The organism is Streptomyces sp. 1-11, from assembly GCF_007176755.1.
GTDB lineage: Bacteria > Actinomycetota > Actinomycetes > Streptomycetales > Streptomycetaceae > Streptomyces.
In genome coordinates this window covers 168,847-191,491 of sequence record NZ_BJTV01000005.1, presented here as the reverse complement: position 1 = coordinate 191,491, position 22,645 = coordinate 168,847, and the positions used below count along the sequence as shown (strand labels likewise).

The 22,645-nt window shown below is 72.1% G+C and carries 18 protein-coding genes; 8 read left to right on the top strand and 10 right to left on the bottom strand.

All coding sequences use genetic code 11. From position 1 onward, the window contains the following. Positions 1-42: 42 nt before the first annotated feature. Complete coding sequence (locus tag TNCT1_RS12795) at positions 43-2,871, bottom strand: FAD-binding and (Fe-S)-binding domain-containing protein (RefSeq protein ID WP_143631020.1); 2,829 nt, start codon at positions 2,869-2,871, stop codon at positions 43-45. A gap of 165 nt (positions 2,872-3,036) precedes the next feature. Here TNCT1_RS12795 and serC point away from each other — a divergent pair, with 165 nt between their 5' ends. Then, positions 3,037-4,155: a phosphoserine transaminase gene (serC, locus tag TNCT1_RS12790; protein ID WP_143631019.1), complete on the top strand. Its 1,119-nt coding sequence runs from the start codon at positions 3,037-3,039 to the stop codon at positions 4,153-4,155. Between the two features lie 108 nt (positions 4,156-4,263). Here serC and TNCT1_RS12785 read toward each other — a convergent pair whose 3' ends face one another. Beyond that, on the bottom strand, positions 4,264-5,787 hold the full coding sequence (locus tag TNCT1_RS12785; protein ID WP_143631018.1) for a cellulase family glycosylhydrolase: 1,524 nt from the start codon (positions 5,785-5,787) through the stop codon (positions 4,264-4,266). Positions 5,788-5,924: 137 nt separating this feature from the next. Next, positions 5,925-6,890, bottom strand: coding sequence for a WD40 repeat domain-containing protein (locus TNCT1_RS12780; RefSeq protein ID WP_143631017.1), 966 nt, complete (start codon positions 6,888-6,890; stop codon positions 5,925-5,927). Positions 6,891-6,978: 88 nt separating this feature from the next. Between TNCT1_RS12780 and TNCT1_RS12775 the strand changes: the two genes are divergently transcribed. From TNCT1_RS12775 to TNCT1_RS12765, 3 genes are all read left to right on the top strand, one after another. Further along, positions 6,979-7,662, top strand: a complete 684-nt coding sequence (locus TNCT1_RS12775; protein WP_143631016.1) for a GDSL-type esterase/lipase family protein — start codon at positions 6,979-6,981, stop codon at positions 7,660-7,662. A gap of 88 nt (positions 7,663-7,750) precedes the next feature. Then, the gene (locus TNCT1_RS12770; RefSeq protein ID WP_143631015.1) at positions 7,751-8,341 is read left to right on the top strand and encodes a Uma2 family endonuclease; all 591 of its coding nucleotides are present in this window, start codon (positions 7,751-7,753) and stop codon (positions 8,339-8,341) included. A gap of 53 nt (positions 8,342-8,394) precedes the next feature. Next, positions 8,395-9,387: an aldo/keto reductase gene (locus TNCT1_RS12765; RefSeq protein ID WP_143631014.1), complete on the top strand. Its 993-nt coding sequence runs from the start codon at positions 8,395-8,397 to the stop codon at positions 9,385-9,387. A 141-nt stretch (positions 9,388-9,528) separates the two neighbouring features. Here the strand turns inward: TNCT1_RS12765 and thpR are convergent, their stop codons facing one another. Beyond that, complete coding sequence (gene thpR, locus TNCT1_RS12760; RefSeq protein WP_143631013.1) at positions 9,529-10,101, bottom strand: RNA 2',3'-cyclic phosphodiesterase; 573 nt, start codon at positions 10,099-10,101, stop codon at positions 9,529-9,531. A gap of 104 nt (positions 10,102-10,205) precedes the next feature. On the opposite strand from thpR, the gene TNCT1_RS12755 reads away from it, so the two are divergent. After that, complete coding sequence (locus tag TNCT1_RS12755; protein ID WP_143631012.1) at positions 10,206-10,793, top strand: Uma2 family endonuclease; 588 nt, start codon at positions 10,206-10,208, stop codon at positions 10,791-10,793. A 19-nt stretch (positions 10,794-10,812) separates the two neighbouring features. Here TNCT1_RS12755 and TNCT1_RS12750 read toward each other — a convergent pair whose 3' ends face one another. Further along, positions 10,813-12,150: an MFS transporter gene (locus tag TNCT1_RS12750; RefSeq protein WP_143631011.1), complete on the bottom strand. Its 1,338-nt coding sequence runs from the start codon at positions 12,148-12,150 to the stop codon at positions 10,813-10,815. A gap of 34 nt (positions 12,151-12,184) precedes the next feature. Next, complete coding sequence (locus TNCT1_RS12745) at positions 12,185-12,622, bottom strand: MarR family winged helix-turn-helix transcriptional regulator (protein WP_143631010.1); 438 nt, start codon at positions 12,620-12,622, stop codon at positions 12,185-12,187. A 155-nt stretch (positions 12,623-12,777) separates the two neighbouring features. On the opposite strand from TNCT1_RS12745, the gene TNCT1_RS12740 reads away from it, so the two are divergent. Next, positions 12,778-12,960 (top strand): ribbon-helix-helix protein, CopG family, encoded by a 183-nt coding sequence (locus TNCT1_RS12740; RefSeq protein ID WP_143631009.1) that lies wholly within the window; start codon positions 12,778-12,780, stop codon positions 12,958-12,960. Positions 12,961-12,970: 10 nt separating this feature from the next. Here TNCT1_RS12740 and TNCT1_RS12735 read toward each other — a convergent pair whose 3' ends face one another. Further along, positions 12,971-14,422 (bottom strand): NCS2 family permease, encoded by a 1,452-nt coding sequence (locus TNCT1_RS12735; protein WP_143631008.1) that lies wholly within the window; start codon positions 14,420-14,422, stop codon positions 12,971-12,973. A 149-nt stretch (positions 14,423-14,571) separates the two neighbouring features. Here TNCT1_RS12735 and TNCT1_RS12730 point away from each other — a divergent pair, with 149 nt between their 5' ends. Both TNCT1_RS12730 and TNCT1_RS12725 read left to right on the top strand, forming a co-directional pair. After that, a complete protein-coding gene (locus tag TNCT1_RS12730; RefSeq protein WP_143631007.1) occupies positions 14,572-14,841 on the top strand; it encodes a DUF2530 domain-containing protein in 270 nt (89 codons plus the stop codon). 145 nt (positions 14,842-14,986) lie between these two features. Then, complete coding sequence (locus tag TNCT1_RS12725) at positions 14,987-17,383, top strand: HAD-IC family P-type ATPase (protein ID WP_143631006.1); 2,397 nt, start codon at positions 14,987-14,989, stop codon at positions 17,381-17,383. Positions 17,384-17,386: 3 nt separating this feature from the next. Here the strand turns inward: TNCT1_RS12725 and TNCT1_RS12720 are convergent, their stop codons facing one another. The 3 genes from TNCT1_RS12720 to TNCT1_RS12710 all read right to left on the bottom strand — a co-directional run bounded on the left by TNCT1_RS12720 (position 17,387) and on the right by TNCT1_RS12710 (position 22,585). After that, entirely contained in the window at positions 17,387-18,217 is an 831-nt protein-coding gene (locus TNCT1_RS12720) for a hypothetical protein (RefSeq protein ID WP_143631005.1), read from the bottom strand. 225 nt (positions 18,218-18,442) lie between these two features. Next, a complete protein-coding gene (locus TNCT1_RS12715; RefSeq protein ID WP_143631004.1) occupies positions 18,443-19,309 on the bottom strand; it encodes a hypothetical protein in 867 nt (288 codons plus the stop codon). 147 nt (positions 19,310-19,456) lie between these two features. Next, entirely contained in the window at positions 19,457-22,585 is a 3,129-nt protein-coding gene (locus TNCT1_RS12710) for a sacsin N-terminal ATP-binding-like domain-containing protein (protein WP_143631003.1), read from the bottom strand. Between the last annotated feature and the right edge of the window lie 60 nt (positions 22,586-22,645).

Here is a 22,645-nt window from a genome sequence, read left to right as displayed (position 1 = left end):
AGCGCTCTTCCGCAGGGCCTCCCCGGCCGCTGTCCGCCGCCGTCACTCCGCTGCCTTCGTCCCGGCGTCCACCGCGTCCAGCGCGTCCGCCAGGACCTCCGCCAGGTGGCGTCCGCGCACCCCGGCGAGCTGCTCCAGCTGGGTGCGGCACGAGAAGCCGTCCGCCAGGATCACCGTCCCCTCGGCCGCCGCCCGCACCGAGGGCAGCAGCTGTTCCTCCGCGCAGGCCCGGGAGACCTCGAAGTGGCCCTTCGTGAAGCCGAAGTCGCCCGCGAGGCCGCAGCAGCCGCCGCTCAGTTCCCCGGTCAGGCCCGCGGCCTCGCGCAGGGCGCGGTCGGCGCCGTCGCCGAGGACCGCGTGCTGGTGGCAGTGGGTCTGCCCGGCGACGGGGCGGCCGACGTCGGGCGGGGTCCAGTCGGGGGCGTGCCGCCGCAGCGTCTCGGCGAAGGTGAGGACCGCCACCGAGAGCCGGGCGGCGCGCGGGTCCTCGGGCAGCAGCTCCGGGAGGTCGGCGCGCAGGGCCGCGGCGCAGCTCGGCTCCAGGACGACGACGGGGGTGCCCCTGCGCAGCACCGGTTCCATCAGGTCCAGGGTGCGGCGCAGCACCTTGCGGGCCCGGTCGAGCTGGCCGGTCGAGACGTAGGTCAGGCCGCAGCAGACCCCGCCGCCGGCCGGCCGGGACGGCGGCGGCACCGCCCGGAGCCCGGCGGCCGCCAGCACCCGCACGGCCGCCTGCCCGACCGAGGGCGAGAGGTGCTCGGTGAAGGTGTCGGGCCACAGCACGACCGGGTCCCCGGTGCCGGGCCGCTCGCGCCGCCGCCACCAGCGGCTGAAGGTCAGCGGCGCCAGCCGGGGGATGTCCCGCTCCGGGGCGATCCCGGCCAGCCGCTTGCCCAGCCGCGCCGGCAGCCGCGTCGAGGCGAGCCGGTTGAGCAGCCGTGCCGCGTTGGTCCGGGCCGCCCAGCGCAGCCACACCGGCAGCCGGCCCATGCTGTAGTGGGCGGCCGGGCGGAGCCGGCCCCGGTAGTGGTGGTGCAGGAACTCCGCCTTGTAGGTGGCCATGTCGACGCCGACCGGGCAGTCCGAGCGGCAGCCCTTGCAGGACAGGCACAGATCCAGCGCGTCCCGGACCTCCGTGGAGCGCCAGCCGTCCGTGACCAGTTCGCCGGCGAGCATCTCGTGCAGCAGCCGCGCCCGGCCCCGGGTGGAGTGCTCCTCCTCCCCCGTCACCCGGAACGAGGGGCACATCACGGCGGGTCCCGCCGCCGTGGCCGTACGGCACTTGGCGACTCCGACGCAGCGGCGGACCGCGGCCCGGAAGTCGCCGCCGTCGGCCGGGTAGCCGAAGGCGACGTCCACCGGGCGCCGGGGCAGCACGGAGAAGCGCAGGCCGGTGTCGAGCGGGGCCGGACGGACCAGCATCCCGGGGTTGAGCAGGCCGTCGGGGTCCCAGACCCCCTTGGCCCGCTCGAAGAGCCGGACCGTCTCCGCGCCGTACATCCGCGGCAGCAGTTCCGCACGCGCCTGGCCGTCGCCGTGCTCCCCGGACAGCGAGCCGCCGTGGGCCACCACCAGGTCGGCGAGTTCACCGGAGAAGCGCCGGAAGCGGGCCACGCCCGCCTCGGTGAGCAGGTCGAAGTCGACACGGACGTGGACGCAGCCGTCGCCGAAGTGGCCGTACGGGGTGCCGCGCAGGCCGTGGGAGGACAGCAGGGCGCGGAAGTCCCGCAGATAGGCGCCCAGCCGGGCGGGCGGCACCGCGCAGTCCTCCCAGCCGGGCCAGGCCTCGGAACCGTCCGGCATCCGGGTCGCCGTGCCGCTCGCGTCCTCTCGGACGCGCCACAGGGCCCGCTGCGCCGCCGGGTCGGTGACCACGAGGGAGCCGACGGCGTCGGCGGCGCGGACGACGGCCTCCGCGCGAGCGCGCGCCTCGGCCGCCGTCTCGCCGCCGGTCTCCACGAACAGCCAGGCGTCCCCCCTGGGCAGCCCGGCCGGCTCGGGCACCAGGTCGGCCGCCATGCCCTCCACCGTCAGCGGGCCGAAGGGGAGCAGCCCCGCCGCGGCCTCGGCTGCCGCGCTCTCGTCGACGTACCCCAGCACCGCGAGCGCCCGGGCGCGCGGCGCCTCCACGAGCCGTACGACCGCCTCCGTCAGGACGGCCAGGGTGCCCTCGGAGCCGCAGAAGGAGCGGGCGACGTCGGCGCCCTTCTCGGGCAGCAGGGCGTCGAGCGCGTACCCGGAGATGCGGCGGGGCAGCTCGGGGAAACCGGTGCGCAGCCGGGCCAGCTCGCCCGCCACCAGCTCGCGCAGCCCCTGCGGCGCCCCGGCCCAGTCTCTGCCGAGCCGCAGTCGCTGCCCGCGCGCGGTGACGACGGACAGCTCGCGGACACTGTCCGCCGTGGTGCCCCAGGCGACGGAGTGGGAGCCGCACGCGTTGTTGCCGATCATCCCGCCGAGCGTGCACCGGCTGTGCGTGGAGGGGTCGGGTCCGAACCGCAGTCCGTGGGGGGCGGCGGCCTCCTGGAGGCGGTCCAGGACGAGGCCCGGCTGGACCACCGCCGTGCGGGCGTCCGGGTCCAGCTCCAGCAGTCCGTTCATGTGCCGGGTGAAGTCGAGCACCACGCCCGCGCCCGTGGCCTGCCCGGCGATGGAGGTGCCGCCGCCGCGGGCCACGACCGGCACCCCGCGCGCCCGGCACACCTCCAGCACGGCCGTCACGTCGGCGGCGTCCCGCGGGGCCACCACCCCCGCGGGCACCCGCCGGTAGTTGGACGCGTCCATCGTCACGAGCGCCCGGGACGTGACGTCGAAGCCGACCTCGCCCCGGACGGCCCCGCGCAGCTCCACCGCAAGACCCGAGAGATCCGTCATGCGTCCAGGATGCATCCGCTCACGCAGAGTCACGGAGAGTTCTCCACAGCCGCACCGGTTTCGTCGTACGAGTCGTACGAGCCCACAAGTCCATGACCCGGCGGACTCGTCTCATCGGACGGACACGGTTCCGTCCCGTTTCGCGTAGCCGATACCCTCCGAAGCGTGGCCGACATCCAGATCCCCGCTGACATCAAGCCCGCCGACGGACGCTTCGGCGCTGGCCCCTCCAAGGTGCGGACCGAGGCGCTGGACGCCCTCGCCGCCACTGGCACGTCCCTCCTGGGTACCTCCCACCGCCAGGCGCCCGTGAAGAACCTGGTCGGCAAGGTCCGCGAGGGCATCTCCGAGCTGTTCTCCCTCCCCGAGGGCTACGAGGTGATCCTCGGCAACGGCGGCTCCACCGCCTTCTGGGACATCGCCACCCACGGACTGATCGAGAACAAGTCCCAGCACCTCAGCTTCGGCGAGTTCTCCTCGAAGTTCGCCAAGGCCGCCAAGCTCGCCCCCTGGCTGGCCGAGCCCACCGTCGTCGCCGCCGACCCCGGCACCCACCCCGAGGCGCACGCCGAGGCGGGTGTCGACGTCTACGCGTTCACCCACAACGAGACCTCCACCGGCGTCGCCATGCCGATCAAGCGCGTGGCCGGCGCCGACGAGGGCGCGCTCGTCCTGGTGGACGCCACCTCCGGCGCGGGCGGCCTGCCGGTCGACGTCGCTGAGACAGACGTCTACTACTTCGCCCCGCAGAAGTCCTTCGCCTCCGACGGCGGCCTGTGGATCGGCGTCTTCTCCCCGGCCGCGATCGAGCGCGCCGAGCGCGTCCACGCCTCCGGCCGGCACGTCCCGGAGTTCTTCAGCCTGCCGACGGCGATCGACAACTCCCGCAAGAACCAGACGTACAACACCCCGGCCCTCGCCACCCTCTTCCTGCTGAACGAGCAGCTCGAGTGGCTCAACGGCCAGGGCGGCCTCGACTGGTCCACGGCCCGCACCAAGGACTCCTCGACCCGGCTGTACGGCTGGGCGGAGGAGTCGAAGTACGCCACTCCGTTCGTCACGGACCCGGCCAAGCGCTCGCAGGTCATCGGCACCATCGACTTCTCCGACGAGATCGACGCGGCCGCCGTCGCCAAGGTGTTGCGCGCCAACGGCATCGTGGACACCGAGCCCTACCGCAAGCTCGGCCGCAACCAGCTCCGCATCGCGATGTTCCCGGCGATCGACCCGGCGGACGTCGAGGCGCTGACGAAGTGCGTCGACTACGTGATCGAGAAGCTCTGACCCTTTCGGGTACGAGCGGGAGGGCGCCCGGCGGCTTGCACGCCGGGCGCCCTCTTCTCGGGCGCTACGCGGACGCCCGCTCTCACACCGCTGTGCGGACCGGCCGGTTCACGTCGCCGTGCAGGTCAGCGCCGGCGCCGCACCGCCGCCGGGCGCGCCGCCGAAGCCGAAACCGGTCGAACCCGCCACCGGCACGCTGCCGTTGTGAGCGGCGTTCACAGCCGTGACCCCGGCCGCGCTCTGCGTGTACGTGGCGTTCCACATGGACGTGATCTGCTGTGAACCGCTCCAGGTCCACGTCACCTTCCAGGACTTCAGGGCGGTGGTCCCGGTGTTCGTCACCGTCACCTGGGCGTTGAAGCCGCTCCCCCAGTCGCTGCTGACGGCGTAGGAGGCGCTGCAGGCGGCCGAGGAGCCACCGCCTCCGCCTCCGCCCCCACCACCGCCGCCGGTGCCGCCCCCGGTGCCCGGGAACAACGGCGCCTTGACGCTCGCCAGGTACCCGTCCTTCACCGTGTCCACGGTCGACCAGTCGTCCTTCAGGATGCCGCCCGTGTCACCGGAGTTGGGGTTCCACGACCAGAAGGTCCACTGGAAGGCGTCCGCGCCGTACGTCGAGGTCGGCCGCAGGTAACTCACCAGCGCGGCCAGCCACTTCTGGTCCACGGCCGACTGCAGGGTGGTGCCGAACTCGCCCACCCACACCGGCGCGATGTTCTGCTTGAAGATGTAGCCCCAGTACTTGTCCCACACCCCGGGCATGTTGGCGGGGAAGGACGGGTCGCTGAACCAGCTCTGCTGGGCGACGCTGGTGGCGTAGTCGTGGGCGGAGTACACGACGCGGTTCGCCACGTCGAGTCGGACCGGGTACTGCGCGACGCCCATCAGGTTGCCGCCCCACCAGCCGGAGACGCCGTTGTACGTCTGCACCCCCTCGACGAAGACCAGCAGGTCCGGGTTGACGGAGAGCACCGCGTCGCCGCCGCGCTCGGCCGCGAGCCGCCAGTCGGTGGCCTGGTCGCCGCAGCCCCAGCAGGCCGGGTCGTGCGGCTCGTTGTGCAGGTCGATGCCGATGACCGTGTCCTGGCCCTTGTAGCGGGCCGCCAGTGACTTGAGGTCGGCGATCCAGGTCGACTCGGGCACGGACGCGGTGTACCAGAGGGCCGACTGGCCGCCGGAGTCCGGCCGGTGCCGGTCCAGGATGACTTTCAGGCCGTCCTGGCCGGCGTAGGACACGATCCGGTCCATGACCTGGAGCGAGGTCAGCCCCTGCAGATCGGTGTTCTTGCCGCCGGAGAAGTCGATGCTCTCGGGCATCGTGCCGGGCTTGAGGACGTCGTCGCTGTAGGGCAGCCGGATGGTGTTGTAACCCAGCGACCTCATCTGGTCGATCATGCTCTTGTAGTCGCGCGACCAGAGGCCGTGCACCACGTGGTTGCCGGTCTCGAAGCCGAACCAGTTGATCCCCGCGATACGCACCGGCTGCCCGGCCGCGTCCAGGATCTGCCGGCCGCCGGTGTGCCAGTAGCCGGCTCCGGGGGCGGCGGCCGCGTGCGCCTGGTGCGCGCCCGCCAGGGGCAGCAGGAGCGCGGCGGCGGCAGCACACAGCGCTCTTCGCAAGCTGCGGAACATGTGCCTCGGTTCCTCTCGGGAGACGCGGCCCCGGAACGGATGGGAGCGCTCCCATGTACCGCGCGACATCAAGGAAACTGGGACGCCATGACCACGTCAAGACGTCGGCGGGCCGGACTCCGCCGCGGGGGCGGTGTTCAGCCCCGCCGGCGCCGCAGCCGCAGCCCGAGGAGGACGACCGCGCCGACCGCCACGACGGCGGCCCCGACCTTGACGCTCCCGCCGCTGCCCCCGGCCCCGTCGGACGCCGAACCACCGTTTCCGGACGGCGACTTGTCGGAGTGGTCGCCCGGCGCGTCCTCGGCCTGCACCGAACTGCCGGCGCCCTCGCTGCCGTACATCAGCTTGGTGCCGTCCGTGGAGTACGTCAGGGACTCGCCCTGCCCCTGCAGGGGGACGTCTAGCCGGCCCTCGCGCTTGATCCGCCCGCCGTTCCAGTCGTAGTAGATCCCGCCGAAGTACCCGCGCACCGCGAGCTGGCGGCCGTCCGGGGAGAAGGCCGCGTCGGTGGCCCACAGGTCGACCGGGGCGACGGGCCGGAAGACGTTGGTGGCGGAGGTGGAGAGCGTCGCGGGACCCTCGAACAGGTGCCCGCCGTCCTCCTTCTTGTCGATGATGTAGACGCGGCCGGTCTTCGGGTGCACGAGCAGCGACTCGGCGTTGCGCGGCCCGTCGGAGTACTTCACCACGTACTGCCTGGCCGTGACCGTCTGGTCCTTGAGCACCTTCGGCTCGGGCAGCCGGTAGATCCACACGTACGGCCATCTGCCGTCGAAGTTGTCCCCGATGTCGCCGACGTAGATCTCGTCGTGCGGGCCGATGGAGATGGACTCCACGTCGCGCGGGGAGCCGATGCCGCGCAGGGTCACGGTCGCGACCGTGTTGCCGGTCCTGCTGTCCACGGCGTAGATGTACGGCCCGTCGTCGCTGTCGTTGTGCGTCCAGTAGATGCCGGGGTGCAGCCGGGAGGCGGCCAGTCCGCTGGACTCGGTGATCCTGGGGTCCTTGATGGTGAAACCCCGGTCACCGTCGGCGGCGGAGGCGGGCAGCGCACAGGCCCCCGCGAGCAGGGCCCCGGCGAGCAGGGCGAACGGTCGACGCATGCCCCAAGCCTGCCATTCGCCGCGGTGGCGCGTCGGACGTGTCGGGCCTCACATCCCACCGGCCGCGCCGATCGTCCATCATGAGCGGGTGCTCAGGTTGATGCCCGTCGGGGACTCCATGACGATCGGGAGCGCGGGCGAACACACCTGGCGTTACCGTCTGTGGCAGCACCTGCGCGATGCGCACGGCGGCCCGTTCACCCTGGTGGGACCGCGCGAGGAGCTGTACGACAAGACGGCCGAGGCACCGGTGTCGTACGCGTACGCCGACCCGGAGTTCCCCCGGGCGCACCTGGCCGGCTGGGGCGAGGGCTGGCTGCACATGGCGCCGCTGATAGGCGCGGCGGTCCGCGAGCACCGGGCCGACGTGCTGCTGGTCTCGCTGGGCCTGATCGACCTCGGCTTCTACACCGACGCCGAGCAGACGGCGGAGAACGTACGGGCGTTCGTCGCGGGCGCCCGTGAGGCCCGGCCGGGCATCCGCATGGTGCTGCTGCCGGTGATCCCGAACATCCGCGCCCACGCCGACGACGCCTTCGCGGCCCAGGTCGACCGGTTCAACGAACTGCTCGCCAAGACGGTGGCCGACCTGGACGAACCCCGCTCCCCGCTGCTGCTGGCCTCACCGCCCGGGGAGTACGACGTCCACACCGACACCTACGACGGCACGCACCCCAACGCGAGCGGCGAGCACCGGATCGCGCAGGCCTTCGCCGGGGCGATGTGGGAGGCCTGGGGGATCGGACGGGCGTACGCGGCCGGAACAGACTGACCTGATTCCGTCGTTTCCCCGTCACCGTGCGTATCGTTGAACCGCGCGGCTGCACCTGTCCACGGGGCAGCCGGGGAGGAGCGCCACGATGACCGTCCTCGAAGACAGGATCGCGATGGCCGACGCCGACGCCAACACCCAGCGTTTGGACGACTGGTTCGAGCGCCTGGAGCGGATGCCCGTCCCCGAAGGATTCAGGGTCGAGATCGTCGGGGGCAACGTCTTCATGACGCCGCAGCGGGGCACACACTGGCAGATCATCTTCCGTATCGCGGATGCGGTCGCGGGAAAGCACGGGATGGACAGGGTCTTCTCGGACGTACGCATCGACTTCCCCGGCCACGAGAACGGCTTCTGCCCGGACGTCGCCCTGCTCAAGGACTCGGCGAAGCCGGACGACACGGGCCACTGGCGGTACCAGGACGTCCAGTTCGTCGCCGAGGTCGTCTCAAGGGGAACGGCCGTGAACGACTACGGCCCCAAGAGGATCGCGTACGCGGACGCCGAGGTTCCCGTGTACGTCATCGCCGATCCGTACCAGGGGCGTTGCCACGTGCACACCGATCCCAAGGAGGGCGACTACGCCCGGGTGACGCGGGTCGACTTCGGCACCGACGTCGACCTGACCGGCACGGTGGCCGACCTCGTCCTGAAGACGGACGCCTTCCCCCGCGGCTAGCCGGCCGAATCCCCCTTGCTTCGAGCGCACTCCAAGCCGTTGGCTAGGACACCATGAAGTACACGCAGCTAGGACGCACGGGACTCAAGGTCAGCCGACTCGTCCTCGGCACCATGAACTTCGGCCCGCAGACCGACGAGGCGGACAGCCACGCGATCATGGACGCGGCGCTGGACGCGGGCATCAACTTCTTCGACACGGCCAACGTCTACGGCTGGGGCGAGAACAAGGGACGTACCGAGTCGATCATCGGCAGCTGGTTCGCCAAGGGCGGCGAGCGCCGGGACAAGGTCGTTCTCGCCACCAAGGTGTACGGCAACATGGGCGCGGACGGCGCCGCCTGGCCCAACCACGACAAGCTCTCCGCGGTCAACATCCGGCGCGCGGTGGACGCCAGCCTGAAGCGGCTGGGGACCGACCACATCGACCTCTACCAGTTCCACCACGTCGACCGGAACACTCCCTTCGAGGAGATCTGGCAGGCCATCGACGTACTGGTCCAGCAGGGCAAGATCCTCTACGCCGGTTCCTCCAACTTCCCCGGCTACAAGATCGCCCAGGCCAACGAGATCGCCGCCCGGCGCGGCGGCACCATCGGGCTGGTCAGCGAGCAGTGCCTGTACAACCTCGCCGAGCGCCGCGCCGAGATGGAGGTCATCCCGGCCGCGCAGGAGTACGGCCTCGGGGTCATCCCGTGGTCGCCGCTGCACGGCGGGCTGCTGGGCGGAGTGATCAAGAAGGAGGTGCAGGGCGGGCGCCGCGCCTCCGGACGGGCCGCCGACACCCTCGCCGACCCCGCCGCCCGCGCGCGGATCCAGTCCTACGAGGACCTGCTCGACAAGCACGGCCTGGAGCCGGGCGAGGCCGCCCTGGCCTGGCTGCTGACCCGGCCCGGCGTCACCGGCCCGATCGTCGGACCGCGCACCGCCGGGCAGCTCGAGTCGGCGATCAGGGCCGTGGAGCTGGAGCTGGGCGAGGAGCTGCTGACCGGGCTCGACGAGATCTTCCCCGGCCCGGGGCCGTCCCCGGAGGCCTTCGCCTGGTGAGCGGCGCCCGCCGCTGACCGCCGACGCGGTCGCGCCCGCGCCTCACCTGCCGAGCGCGGCCGCCAGGGCGACGACGGCGAACATCAGCACGAGCACAAAGGCCATGATCCGGTTACGGGTCTTCGGGTCCACGTATCGAGGTTAACCGGCCGCGCCGAGTGCCCAGCGGCCGACCGCCTCGTAGCGGGGCTGCTCGCCGGGCACGCCGGACTTCGGCAGGTTGCTGCGGACGAGGGTCAGCACGTCCGCCGTCCAGGTACGGCTGCCGAAGTCGCCCAGCGCCGCCAGGTACGGCCGGACGTCCACCGTCGACCGGCTGCGGGCCACTGTCAGGTGCGCCTGGTAGCGGCGGTGCTCCCCCATCTCGATGCCGCTCCTGCGCCCCGCCGCCTCCGCCCGGCCGGCCAGCAGCCGCAGGGCGCTCAGATCGCCGTCCGCGCCCGTCCACAGCGCCTTCCCGCGCCCGAACTGGCCCCCGCCGCGCAGCGCCAGCGGAAAGGCGGGCGTACGGCCCGCCGCGCGCTCCAGGCGGGCCCGCAGCTCCGGTACCAGCTCCTCGTCGACCTCGCCGTAGAAGGCGAGCGTGAAGTGCCAGCCGGGCCGCCCGGTCCAGCGCAGCCCGTCGGCGCCGGGCAGCTCCCGCAGCGCGGCCACCTCCCGGGCGAGCGCGCCGGCGACGTCGTCCGGGGGCAGCAGGGCGGCGAAGAGTCTCATGCCGCCAGTCTCCCGCGCACGCCCCGGCGTGTCCGGATGACCGTGCGTATCGTTGTACCGCGCGGCTGCGCTCGCTCGTGGGGCAGCCGGCGTGGAGCGCCACGATGACCGTCCTCGAAGACAGGATCGCGATGGCCGAGAGCGACAACACGACCACGCTCGACGAGATGTTCGAGCGGCTCGAGAAGATGCCCGTCCCCGAGGGATACAAGGTCGAGATCGTCGAGGGGACCGTCTTCATGTCGCCGCAGCGGGACGCCCACTGGGAGATCATCCTGGACTTCGTCGAACAACTGCGCGTCAAGTACCCGCGCCAGCGCGTGAAGTCCGATGTGCGCATCGACTACCCGGGGCATCTCAACGGGTTCGCTACCGACGTGACGGTCATGGCGGAGGGCGCCGCGAGGTCCGAGGACGGCCGCTGGGACTGCGGGGAGGTGGAGTTCGTCGCCGAGGTCGTCTCCCGGGGCATCGCCGCCAACGACTACGGGCCCAAGAAGGCCGCCTATGCCGAGGCCGGGGTTCCCGTCTACGTCATCGCCGACCCCTACCGGGGCGAGTGCCACGTCCTCACTCACCCCAGGGACGGGAAGTACGCCCTTGAGGTGAAGGCCGACTTCGGGGAGGAGCTGGACCTCACGGGCACCCCCGTCGGTCTCGTCCTCAAGACCGGCGAGTTCCCCCGCGACTGAGTCCCGCTCCTCCCGCGTGTCAGGCCGCCGGGGCCAGTTGCTCCCGGGGGACGAAGCGGACCTGGGGATGGCCGCGGTGCCAGCCGACCGCGAGGCGCAGGCCGCCGATGCGGGCCAGGACCAGGCCGACGGCGGCCGCGGCCACGGCCGAGATCACACCGCCGAGGGCGAAGCCGACCCGGGCGCCGTAGGTGTCGGTGATCCAGCCGACGACCGGCGCGCCCAGCGGCGTGCCGCCCATGAAGACCATCATGAACAGCGCCATCACCCGTCCGCGCATGGCCGGGTCGGTGGCCATCTGGACGGCGGTGTTCGCGGTGACGTTGACCGTCAGCCCGCAGATCCCGATCGGGACCATGAGCAGCGCGAACAGCCAGTAGGACGGGGCCAGCGCGGCCACCGTCTCCAGGGTGCCGAAGGCCAGCGCGGCGGCGATCAGCAGCCGCAGCCGGGCCGTGCCGCGGCGGGCGGCCAGCAGGGCGCCGACGAGGGAGCCGACGGCCATCAGGGTGTTGAAGAGGCTGTAGGCGCCGGCGCCGGAGTGGAAGACGTCGTCGGCGTAGGCCGAGAGCCACACCGGGAAGTTGAAGCCGAAGGTGCCGATGAAGCCGACGAGCACGATCGGCCAGATCAGCTCGGGGCGCCCGGCGACATAACGCAGGCCCTCCCGGAGCTGGCCCTTGCCGCGCGGGGCGCGCTCGACGACGTGCAGCTCGCGGGAGCGCATCAGCAGCAGGCCGGCGATGGGCGCCGCGAAGGACAGGCCGTTGGCGAGGAACGCCCAGCCGGTGCCCACGCCGGTGATCATGAGGCCGGCGACGGCGGGGCCGACCAGCCGGGCGGACTGGAAGTTCGCCGAGTTCAGGCTGACCGCGTTCTGGAGCTGGCCGGGGCCGACCATCTCGGAGACGAAGGACTGCCGGGCCGGGTTGTCGAGCACCGTGGCGAGTCCGACGGCGAAGGCGGCGACGTAGACGTGCCAGACCTGGACGTGACCGGTGAGGGTCAGGAAGGCGAGGGCGAGGCCGGTCATGGCCATGGCCGTCTGGGTGGCCAGGAGGGTGGGCCGCTTGGGCAGCCGGTCGACCAGGACGCCGCCGTACAGGCCGAACAGCAGCATCGGCAGGAACTGCAGGGCGGTGGTGATGCCGACGGCGGCGGAGGAGCCGGTGAGGCTGAGCACCAGCCAGTCCTGGGCGATGCGCTGCATCCAGGTACCGGTGTTGGAGACGACCTGGCCGGCGAAGAACAGGCGGTAGTTCCGGACCTTCAGCGAGCTGAACATCGAGGACTTACGGGCGGTGGGGGTAGTAGTGATCGGTGCGGGGGCGGAAGCTGCTCCGGATCCCGTACTCAAAAGTGTTCGCCTCCTCCTGGCGGGGGTGAATGGCTTACAGGTGCGCGAGCTTCTCCAGCACCGGGGCGGCGGCGCGGAGCTTGGCCCACTCGTCCTCGTCGAGGGCGTCGACCAGGCCGGCCAGGAACGCGTTGCGCTTGCGGCGGCTCTCCTCGAGCATCGCCTCGGCCTGTTCGGTCCTGGTGACGGTCTTCTGGCGACGGTCCTCGGGGTGCGGTTCGAGCCGGACCAGCCCCTTGGCCTCCAGCAGCGCGACGATGCGGGTCATCGACGGGGGCTGCACGTGCTCCTTGCGGGCGAGTTCGCCCGGGGTGGCGGTGCCGCAGCGGGAGAGGGTGCCCAGCACCGACATCTCGGTGGGGCTCAGCGACTCGTCGACGCGCTGGTGCTTGAGGCGACGGGACAGTCGCATCACGGCGGAGCGCAGGGAGTTCACGGCGGCGGCGTCGTCGCCATGGGTGAGGTCCGGCATGGTCATTAGCGTAACTCATTACTCTCGCTAAGGACCACCGGGGAGGGGGCAGGACGCCCGTGACACCCGCCACTCGCCGCAATGACCACTCGTAAGAGTGAGTCGTTGCCGGAAAGTGACGCATGGGATGGCCGGATGTGGCCACCCTCGTACACATGGGGACCACTGTGCTCAGCCTGCGGATAGACGGGGAGCTGCTCGAACGGCTCCGCCACCACGCGGCGAGAAGAGGAATGAGCGTGCAGGACTATGTGGTCCGCACGCTCATTCGGGACGACTTCGACGAGCGGTTCAAGGCCGCCGTCGAGGAGACGGAGAAGTTCTACGGCGTCACCTGACGCCCGCGCCTCAGGTGAGGCCCAGGGCCGGCATCAGGTAGTAGAAGGCGAACACCGCGGCGACGGCGTACATCGCGACCGGGACCTCGCGGGGCCGCCCGGCGGCCAGGCGCAGCACCACGAAGGTGATGAAGCCCATGCCGATGCCGTTGGTGATCGAGTAGGTGAACGGCATCATCATCATGGTCACGAAGGCCGGGATGGCGATGGTGTAGTCCGCCCAGTCGATCTCCTTGACGGAGTTCGAGAGGATCAGGAAGCCCACCGCGATCAGGGCCGGCGTGGCCGCCTGGGACGGGACCATGGTGGCGACCGGGGTGAGGAAGAGGGCCACCGCGAACAGGCCGCCCGTGACCACGTTCGCGAAACCGGTGCGCGCGCCCTCGCCGACGCCCGCCGTGGACTCCACGAACGCGGTGGTGGCCGAGGCGGAGCTGGCGCCGCCCGCCGCGACCGCGACGCCGTCGACGAAGAGCACCTTGTTGATGCCCGGCATGTAGCCCTGGGCGTCCGTCAGCTTGGCCTCGTCGCCGATGCCCATGATCGTGCCCATCGCGTCGAAGAAGCACGACAGCAGGACGGTGAAGACGAAGAGGATGCCGGTCAGCACGCCGACCTTGGAGAAGCCGCCGAAGAGGCTGAACTGGCCGACCAGGCCGAAGTCGGGCGTGGCCACCGGGTTGCCGGGCCACTTCGGGACCGTCAGGCCCCAGGTGGAGATGTGGGCGACCGAGTTGATGATCAGCGCGAGGACGGTCATCCCGACGATGGAGATCAGGATCGCGCCCGGCACCTTGCGGACGATCAGCGCGAAGGTGAGCAGCGCGCCGAGGATGAAGATCAGCACCGGCCAGCCGTTGAGGTGACCGCCGACGCCGAGCTGCAGCGGGACGGTGGTCTGCGCGGCGTCCGGCATACGGGTGACGAAGCCGGAGTCGACCAGGCCGATCAGCATGATGAACAGGCCGATGCCGATGGAGATCGCCTTGCGCAGGCCGAACGGCACGGCGTTCATCACGCGCTCGCGCAGCCCGGTGGCGACCAGCAGCATGACCACGAAGCCGGCCAGCACGACCATGCCCATGGCGTCCGGCCAGGACATCCGCGGGGCGAGCTGGAGCGCGACGACGGAGTTCACACCGAGACCGGCGGCGAGCGCGATCGGCACGTTGCCGATGACGCCCATCAGCAGCGTGGTGAACGCGGCCGTCAGCGCGGTCGCGGTCACCAGCTGCCCGTTGTCCAGGTGGTGCCCGTACATGTCCTTCGCGCTGCCCAGGATGATCGGGTTCAGCACGATGATGTACGCCATCGCGAAGAAGGTGGCGAAACCGCCCCGGATCTCGCGCCCGAGCGTGCTGCCGCGCTCGGAGATCTTGAAGTAGCGGTCGAGAGCACCGTAGGCGGGAGTGCCGCCCGGCTGCTCGGGGGCGGGGACCTTGGCAGGAGCCGAGGTGGACATGAGGACCTCATCACCAGCGGGGTTCCCCCGAGCCCCGTTGGAGTTTCATACGAACAGAAGCGGCCAAAGACAAACGGTTTCAGTATGAACGTATGAGTGGCAATTTGCCATCTCCGCGCGTAGACCTGATCACCTCGTAAGCTGTGCCCATGACGAAGTGGACCCCCAAGCACGAGGCGCCGGAGCCCCTGGAGGGGCCCGTGGTCGCCACCATCACCGGCGGCACGATCGTGTGGTTCGTCCTCTTCCTGGTCCAGCTCCCCTTCTACGGCTGGTTCGACGACCACGGCCACCTGTGGTGGCTGTGGACCTGCCTGGCCGGCGGCGGTCTCGGCCTGATCGGCGTCTGGTACGTCCGCAGGCGGGACGCGGCGATCAAACGGGACGCGGCGCTGAGGGCGGCCACCTCGGGGAGGTAGCGCCGGCCTCGGCGTTTTCGGGGCGAGGCGGCCGGCGGGCGGCCGGGGAGAGTCTCCAACCAGCGCACGACACCCCTCCTCCCCAGGTCGGATCTTGCCCGCACTCGGCAGGTGAAGCCGCAAATCCACACGTACCGTCGAATGCATGACGCACATCGACGCGGGCGCCGAACTCGACCCGGTGCATCCAATGGCCCTGCCAGGGGTCCGGTCGGCGGGCCTGTCCCGGGCCGAGGTCGCCGAGCGCGTCGCGCGGGGGCAGGTCAACGACGTCCCGGTGCGCAGCAGCCGCTCGATCGGCGAGATCGTCCGCGCGAACGTCTTCACGCGGTTCAACGCGATCATCGGCGTGCTGTGGCTGGTCATGCTGTTCGTCGCGCCGATCCAGGACAGCCTGTTCGGCTTCGTGATCCTCGCCAACACCGGAATCGGGATCGTGCAGGAGTGGCGGGCCAAGCAGACCCTGGACTCGCTGGCCGTGATCGGCGAGGCCCGGCCGACCGTGCGCCGCGACGGGGCCGCGGTCGAAGTGGCCACGCACGAGATCGTCCTCGACGACCTCGTGGAGACGGGCCCCGGCGACAAGATCGTCGTGGACGGGGTGTGCGCCGAGGCCGACGGCCTGGAGATCGACGAGTCGCTGCTCACCGGTGAGGCGGACCCCGTGGTCAAACGACCCGGCGACCCGGTCCTGTCGGGCAGCTTCGTGGTCGCCGGCGGCGGCGCGTTCCGGGCGACCAGGGTGGGGCGGGAGGCGTACGCGGCGCAGCTCGCCGACGAGGCGTCCCGGTTCACGCTGGTCCACTCCGAGCTGCGCTCCGGCATCTCCACGATTTTGAAGTACGTGACCTGGATGATGGTCCCGGCCGCCATCGGCCTGGTCATCACCCAGCTCGTGGTGAAGAGCGACAACCTCAAGGACGCGGTGGCCCGCACGGTCGGCGGCATCGTCCCGATGGTCCCGGAGGGGCTGGTGCTGCTCACCTCCGTGGCCTTCGCCATCGGGGTGATCCGGCTCGGGCGCAAGCAGTGCCTGGTGCAGGAGCTGCCCGCCATCGAGGGCCTGGCCCGGGTCGACACCGTCTGCCTGGACAAGACCGGCACGCTGACCGAGGGCGGCATGGACGTCACCGAGCTGCGGCCGCTGAACGGGGCGGACGAGCCGTACGTGCGCCGGGTGCTCGGCGCCCTCGGCGAGTCCGACCCGCACCCCAACGCCTCCCTGCAGGCGATCATCGACGCCTGTCCGGACAGCGAGGAGTGGCGCTGCGTCGAGTCGCTGCCCTTCTCCTCCGCCCGCAAGTACAGCGGCGCCGCCTTCAGCGAGGGCGACGGCGAGGCCAGCACGTGGCTGCTGGGCGCCCCCGACGTGCTGCTCGCCCAGGACGACCCCGCGCTGTCCGAGACGGAGCGCCTGAACGAACAGGGGCTGCGGGTCCTGCTGCTGGCCCGCGCCGCCCGCGAACTGGACGACCCCGAGCCGGCCCGCGGCGCCCGCCCCACCGCCCTGGTCGTGCTGGAGCAGCGGCTGCGCCCCGACGCGGGCGACACCCTGCGCTACTTCGCCCACCAGGAGGTCCACGCGAAGGTGATCTCCGGCGACAACGCGGTGTCCGTCGGCGCGGTCGCGGCCAAACTGGGCCTGTCCGGGACGGCGGTGGACGCGCGCAAGCTCCCGGCCGACCGGGACGACATGGCGAGGGCGCTGGACGAGGGGACCGTCTTCGGCCGGGTCACCCCGCAGCAGAAGCGGGAGATGGTCGGCGCGCTCCAGGCGGGCGGGCACACGGTCGCGATGACCGGGGACGGCGTGAACGACGTGCTGGCCCTGAAGGACGCCGACATCGGCGTCGCCATGGGCTCGGGCTCGGAGGCGACCCGGGCGGTGGCGCAGATCGTCCTGCTGGACAACAGCTTCGCCACGCTGCCGTCGGTGGTCGCCGAGGGCCGCCGGGTGATCGGCAACATCACGCGCGTGGCGACGCTCTTCCTGGTCAAGACGGTGTACTCGGTGCTGCTCGCGCTGCTGGTGGTGTGCTGGCGGGTGGAGTACCCGTTCCTGCCGCGGCACCTGACCCTGCTGTCCACGCTGACCATCGGCGTCCCGGCCTTCTTCCTGGCCTTGGCGCCCAACACGGAGCGGGCCCATCCGCACTTCGTCCGCAGGGTCATGCGGTACGCCGTGCCCGGCGGGGTGGTGGCGGGAGTGGCGACCTTCGCGACATTCCTGCTGGCCCGAGACCACTACACCGGGGCGGGCTCCCTGGAGGCGGAGACCAGCGCGGCCACCCTCACGCTGTTCCTGGTCTCCATGTGGATCCTGGCGATCATCGCCCGCCCGTACACCTGGTGGCGGATCGTCCTGGTGGCCGCGATGGGCGCGGCCTTCCTGCTGGTCCTCGTCGTGCCGGCGCTGCAGGACTTCTTCGCCCTCAGACTGGTGGGCGTCGCCGTGCCGTGGACGGCGGTGGCCGTCTCGGCGGTGGCGGCGGCCGCCCTGGAGTTCCTGTGGAAATGGGTCGGCCGCCGCTTCCCGGCGTGAGGTCTACTTCACGTCGACGTAGTCGCCGGTGGCGCTGACCGCCGGGGTGGTCGAGGTGCCCGCGAAGCTGTAGCGCCAGTAGCCGTCGTAGGAGGCCGTGGCGGTGGTCTTCAGGTTGCCCGTCGAGTCGGAGTAGACCGTCTTGACGGTGGTGTACGTGCTCGTGCCCGCCTTGCGGAACTGGAGCTTGACCGGCTGGCCGCTGTAGCCGTGGTACAGGTGGTCCTCCCAGTTGGCGCGGGAGAGCTTGCCCGTGACCGTGAGGGTCTTGCCCTTGTAGACCGGCTCCGGGGAGGCGTCGGCGGTGAGCTTGGAGTAGCGCTGGACCAGGGTGGCGCCGAGGCCGTCCTGGTCCTTGTAACCGACCTTGCTCATGTCCGGGCTGTTCGGGTCCTGGCCGTTGAAGGCGATGGCCTCGGCGGCCACCTTCCAGCTGCCGGCGCCCGCGTTCGTCAGGTCGCCGCCGGCCGGGCGGATGTCGATGGTGCCCGTGCAGGTGGCGGTGGTCGCCGAGGTGGCGGTGCAGGTCGCGGCGTCGTCGCCGTACAGCTCGGCGCTCGGGTCGTCGAAGGAGCCGCGGTAGAGGAAGGCGTCGGTGTAGAAGTCCTTCGCCGTGATGTCGACGCCGGCGCCGTGGGTCAGCGTGTAGGTGTACTTGGTGCTGACCTCGTTGGTGGTGCCGACCTTGATCGCCTTGGCGATCGTGACGCCGGTGAAGCCGGCGTCCAGGGTGTACGGCGTGCCGCTCGACGTGGCCGCGTGCGCGGCCGGGACGACGAGGGCGGAGAGGGCCAGGGCGCCGGAGACGGCGGCCACGGTGGCACGTATGCGCATGTGCGGTTCCCTTGGAGGGAGAGGTGATCGTGGAGTCGGCTGACTCACGCGATCAGATCCGCGACACCGGGCTCCGGTTGTAGGGCGAGAACGACTTCCGGCCAGATCTTTGAAACCCGATTGCCTGCCCGTTACCCAGGTGGGGCCGGGCCCCGGCACAAGTGGGAGAAAAGCTTCCGGCCCCGGGAACGGCGCGTTCCCGGGGCCGGTGCGGTGCGGTGCCGCTTACTTCACGTCGACGTAGTCACCCGCGGCGTTGACCGCCGGGGTGGTGGTGCCGCCCGCGTAGGCGAAGCGGTAGTAGCCGTCGGCCGTGGCCTTGGTCGTGGTCTTCAGGCTGCCGGTGGAGTTGGTGGTGATGGTCTTCAGCGTGGTGTAGGTGCTGGAGGACTTCTTGCGGTACTGCAGCTTCACCGACTGGCTGGTGTAGCCGTGGTACTTGTTGTCCTCCCAGTTGGCCCGGGTCAGCTTGCCGGTGACCGTGATGGTCGCGCCCTTGCGGACGGGCTCCGGCGAGGCGTTGACGGTCAGCTTGGAGTTGCGCTGGACCTTGGTGGTGCCCAGGCCCTCGGCCACGGAGGCGTCACCGGTGCTGTACTGGAGGGCCAGCGCACCGGCCTTCCAGGTGCCGGCGTCGATGTTGAGCAGGTCGCCCTCGGCCGGGTAGATGTCGACGAGGCCCTTGCAGCTCGCGGTCGTCGCCGAGGTGGCGGTGCAGGTGGACGGGTTCTCACCGGCCAGGAAGCCGCCCGTGGACGGCTTGTAGATGTACGGGCCGTTGTCGAAGTCGTCGCCGCCGACGACGTAGTTGTCCCCGTGGGTCATCGTGTAGGTGACCGTGGCGGTGACGTGGTTGGTCGTACCGACCTTGATCGCGGAGGCGATCTTGAGGTTCGAGAAGGTGACGCCCAGGTCCGCGGGCTCGTCGGTGGCCGCGCGGAGGCCGTTCTTGCCGGACGTGGCGTGCGAGTGGACCTTGGCGACCGCCGCCTTGTAGGACGGGGCGGAGTCGGCGGCCTGCGCGGCCGGCACGGCGAGGGCGGAGAGGGCCAGGGCGCCGGTCACGGCGGCCACGGTGGCACGTATGCGCATGCGTTCCCCTGTGTGGAGAGGGTGGGCACTCGCGTGCCCAAATGATCGTGGGAGTCAGTCGACTCGCTGATCAGACCCGCCACACAGGGAAACGGTTGTACGAAAGTTGAAGATTTTGCGAGCGACCCGCGCACGCACCGGCGGGTGTCAGTCGAACCAGCGGTCCCGGGCCAGTTCCTCCGTCCTGGACGGGTCCTCCAGCAGGGCCGCCACCTCGAACCGGCGGGGCCACTGGCCGGCCGCCCAGGCGAGGCCCGCCGCCACGCCCTCCAGGGTGGCCGCGTGCAGGGTGCCGTCGTCGGTGAGGCGCCAGTCGATCTCCACGCCGTCCACGACCAGTTCCTCGTGTTCCACATAGGTGCCCGGCACACGCGGCCCGAGCAGCATCCGTACCGCGTCCGGCACGCCGTGCTCGGCGCCCTCGGAGTCGACCGACCCGGTGACGGACTCGCTCAGCCGCCGCACCTGGAACAGTTCGGCCAGGTCGGCGGCGCGGGCCGGGCGGACCGGCAGCAGCGGGACGCCGGAGGTGAAGGGCAGCAGGTCCGGGGAGTCCACGACCACCGCGTCGGCCGCGTCCACCACCTCGACCCGGCCGTCCACGACCGCCCGCAGCTCGTCCGGCAGGGTCACCCGCTCCGGGTCCAGCTCGGCCAGCGCACCGTACAGGCCGTGCAGCTGGGCCGGGCTCACCCGCCGCTCGGGCTCGGACAGGCGGTCCAGCAGTTCGGCCGCGCCGCCGGGCTCGTCCAGCAGCGCGGACACGGAGGTCCGTACGCCCAGGGCGCGCAGCACCTGCTCGTCCTCGAAGCCGGTGGCGTCGGCCTCGTCGTACAGGCCGTGCAGGAGCGGATCGCCGCCGGCCGCCAGCAGGCCCGCCGGGCGGCGGCCGTCGAGCACCGGGTGCCCGCGCAGCCACCACGCGGTGTACGGCCGTACGACCTCGTGGGTGCCGTCGGGCAGCAGGACGCGCACCGGCTGGGTGAGGGCGTCGCGCAGCGGCGGCCGGGCGAGCATCGCCAGCGCCTGCGGCCACTTGTCGTCGTCCACCAGGTCGAGGTCGCGCACGGCGACCAGCTCGGTGGCGACCGGCGGCACGGGCGTGTCCGGGAACCGGTCGAGGACGTCCTCGCACCACACGTCGACGGCGTCCAGCAGACCGGCGTCGTCCGGCTCGGCGAAGTCCCCTTCGCGGGGCTCCAGTTCGTCCGGGTCGAGGACCACGTCGGTGGCGCGGACGAGCGCGAAGTCCGCGAGGACCCCGCAGGCGGTGAGCGGCTGCTCGCCCCACTTCTCGGCCAGGCCGTGGTCCACGGCGGCGAGCTCGTCCGCGCGGATCACCCGGGCGAACGGGCTTCCGGGCAGGACCAGTTCACCGGCCGGGGCGAGTTCGCCGTCCTCGTCGGGCAGGGCGAGCGCGCCCAGCCAGGGTTCGTCACCGGGCTCCAGGGCGGCGTCGCGGACGAGGGCGAGGACGGTGTCGGCCAGTTCCTCCGCGTCCGGCGCGTCCTCCTCCCACAGCGCCCCGCCCTCGTCGTCCAGCGAGGCCGCGACGGCGGCCCGGACCTGCGGGGTGGTCAGCACCGCGCGCGGGGTGGCGGCCAGCGCGCCCAGCTTCTCCAGCAGCGGGTGGACGGCCTCCTCGTGGGCGACCTTCAGCCCGAGCCGGCCGAGCACGTCCGCGTCCAGGGCGGCGGCGTCGGAGCCGGGCAGCAGCACCTGCCGGGGGCCGATGGTGGTGCGCCCGTCGACAAGCGGCACCGGCAGCCCCGAGAGCCGGTCGGGGTCGACCCCGGCGAGGCTGTCGTAGAGCCGCCACCACCAGCCGGGGTCCTTCTCCAGACCGGCGAGCCGGTCCACGGCGTCGGCGAGGGACAGCCGGGCCACCCCGAGGGTGCGCAGCTCGGCCCGGCGCTCCAGCCCGGCGGGCAGCAGGGTGGGCAGCACCTCGGCGAGGACCCGCACGGTGCCCGCCCCCGCGCCCTCCACGATCTCGGCGTCCCTCGGCCGCAGCGCCTCCGGGAGGTCGTCGTCCTCCGCGCGGACGGCGGCCGGCGGCAGGAAGGCGGTGCGCGGCAGCCGCTCCAGGATGGCCTGGCGCAGCGCGCCGTCCAGCTCGCCCTTGCCCAGCGGCCCGGGCACCAGGCCGACGACGCCGTCGGTCACCGGGCGCCACCCGGCGAGCAGTTCGGCGTACGCGTCGGCCGCCCGCTGCACCAGGAAGTCGGTCAGCGGTCCGGGCGCCGCGTGCCGGCGGGTGGTGTCCAGCGGGAAGGACGCGATGAGCAGCGCCGGGACGCCGAGGGCCTCGTCGCTCGGGGTGGGGGCGTGCAGGACGGCGGCGGTTCGCGGCCGGGCCGGGCGGCCCTCGTCGTCCGCCGGTACGGCCCAGGTCACCGACCAGTGGGGGCGCAGGCGCTCCTCCACCGGCCGGTCGGCGAGCAGCTCGGCGGTGAGCGCGCCGTGCGCGGCGACGGTGCGCCAGCGGGTGACGCCGTCCCGCGAGTCCTCCACGACGGTGAAGGCGTCCTCGGTACGCCGGCGCAGGGTGCGCGGGGACTCGCCGTCGACCTCCACGACGACCTCCTCGAGCCCGGGCAGGGCGAGGAGCAGGGCGTCGTCCACGGCGTCGAGGAGACGTTCGGCGAGGTCGGCGGCGGCCGCGTCGCGCAGCGGCAGGATGACGGCGGTGTCGTACGGGTCCGGCGCGGAGCCCTCGGCGGCGAACGGCAGCCGCAGCAGCGGCACGTGCCCGTCCCGGCGCCGGACCTCGTCCCCGAGCCCGGGGCTGTGCCGGGCGGTCTCACCGGCCAGCTCCCGCGCCTCGGCCAGCGACCAGCGCACCCCGCCGTGCCGGCCGACGATCGCCGGCTCGTCGGTCACGGACAGCACGGCGGCGAAGCCCACGCCGAACCGGCCGACGGCGCCGTGGGTGTCGTCGGCCTCCCGCTTGGCGGAGGCCCGCAGGGTGGACAGCGACTCGACCCCGGTCGCGTCCAGCGCGGCACCGGTGTTCGCTGCGACCAGGACGCCGTCGCGGAGGGTGAGACGCAGCCGCCCCGGCGCCTTCGCCCGGGCGGCGGCGTCGGCGGCGTTCTGGGCCAGCTCGACGACGAGCCGGTCCCGGTAGCCGCCGAGGACCAGGTCCTCCTCGGCGTTGGCGTCCTCGCGGAACCGGGCGGGGCTGGTGGCCCAGGCGTCGAGGACGCCGCGACGGAGCCGGGCGGTGCCGAAGGGGTCGGCGCCCTCGGCCGCCGGCCGCACGTACTTGCTCACGTTCACTCTCCTCGTCTGCGTGAGGACGAAGGTACAGCCCCGTGAGCGGGCGGCCGTCCG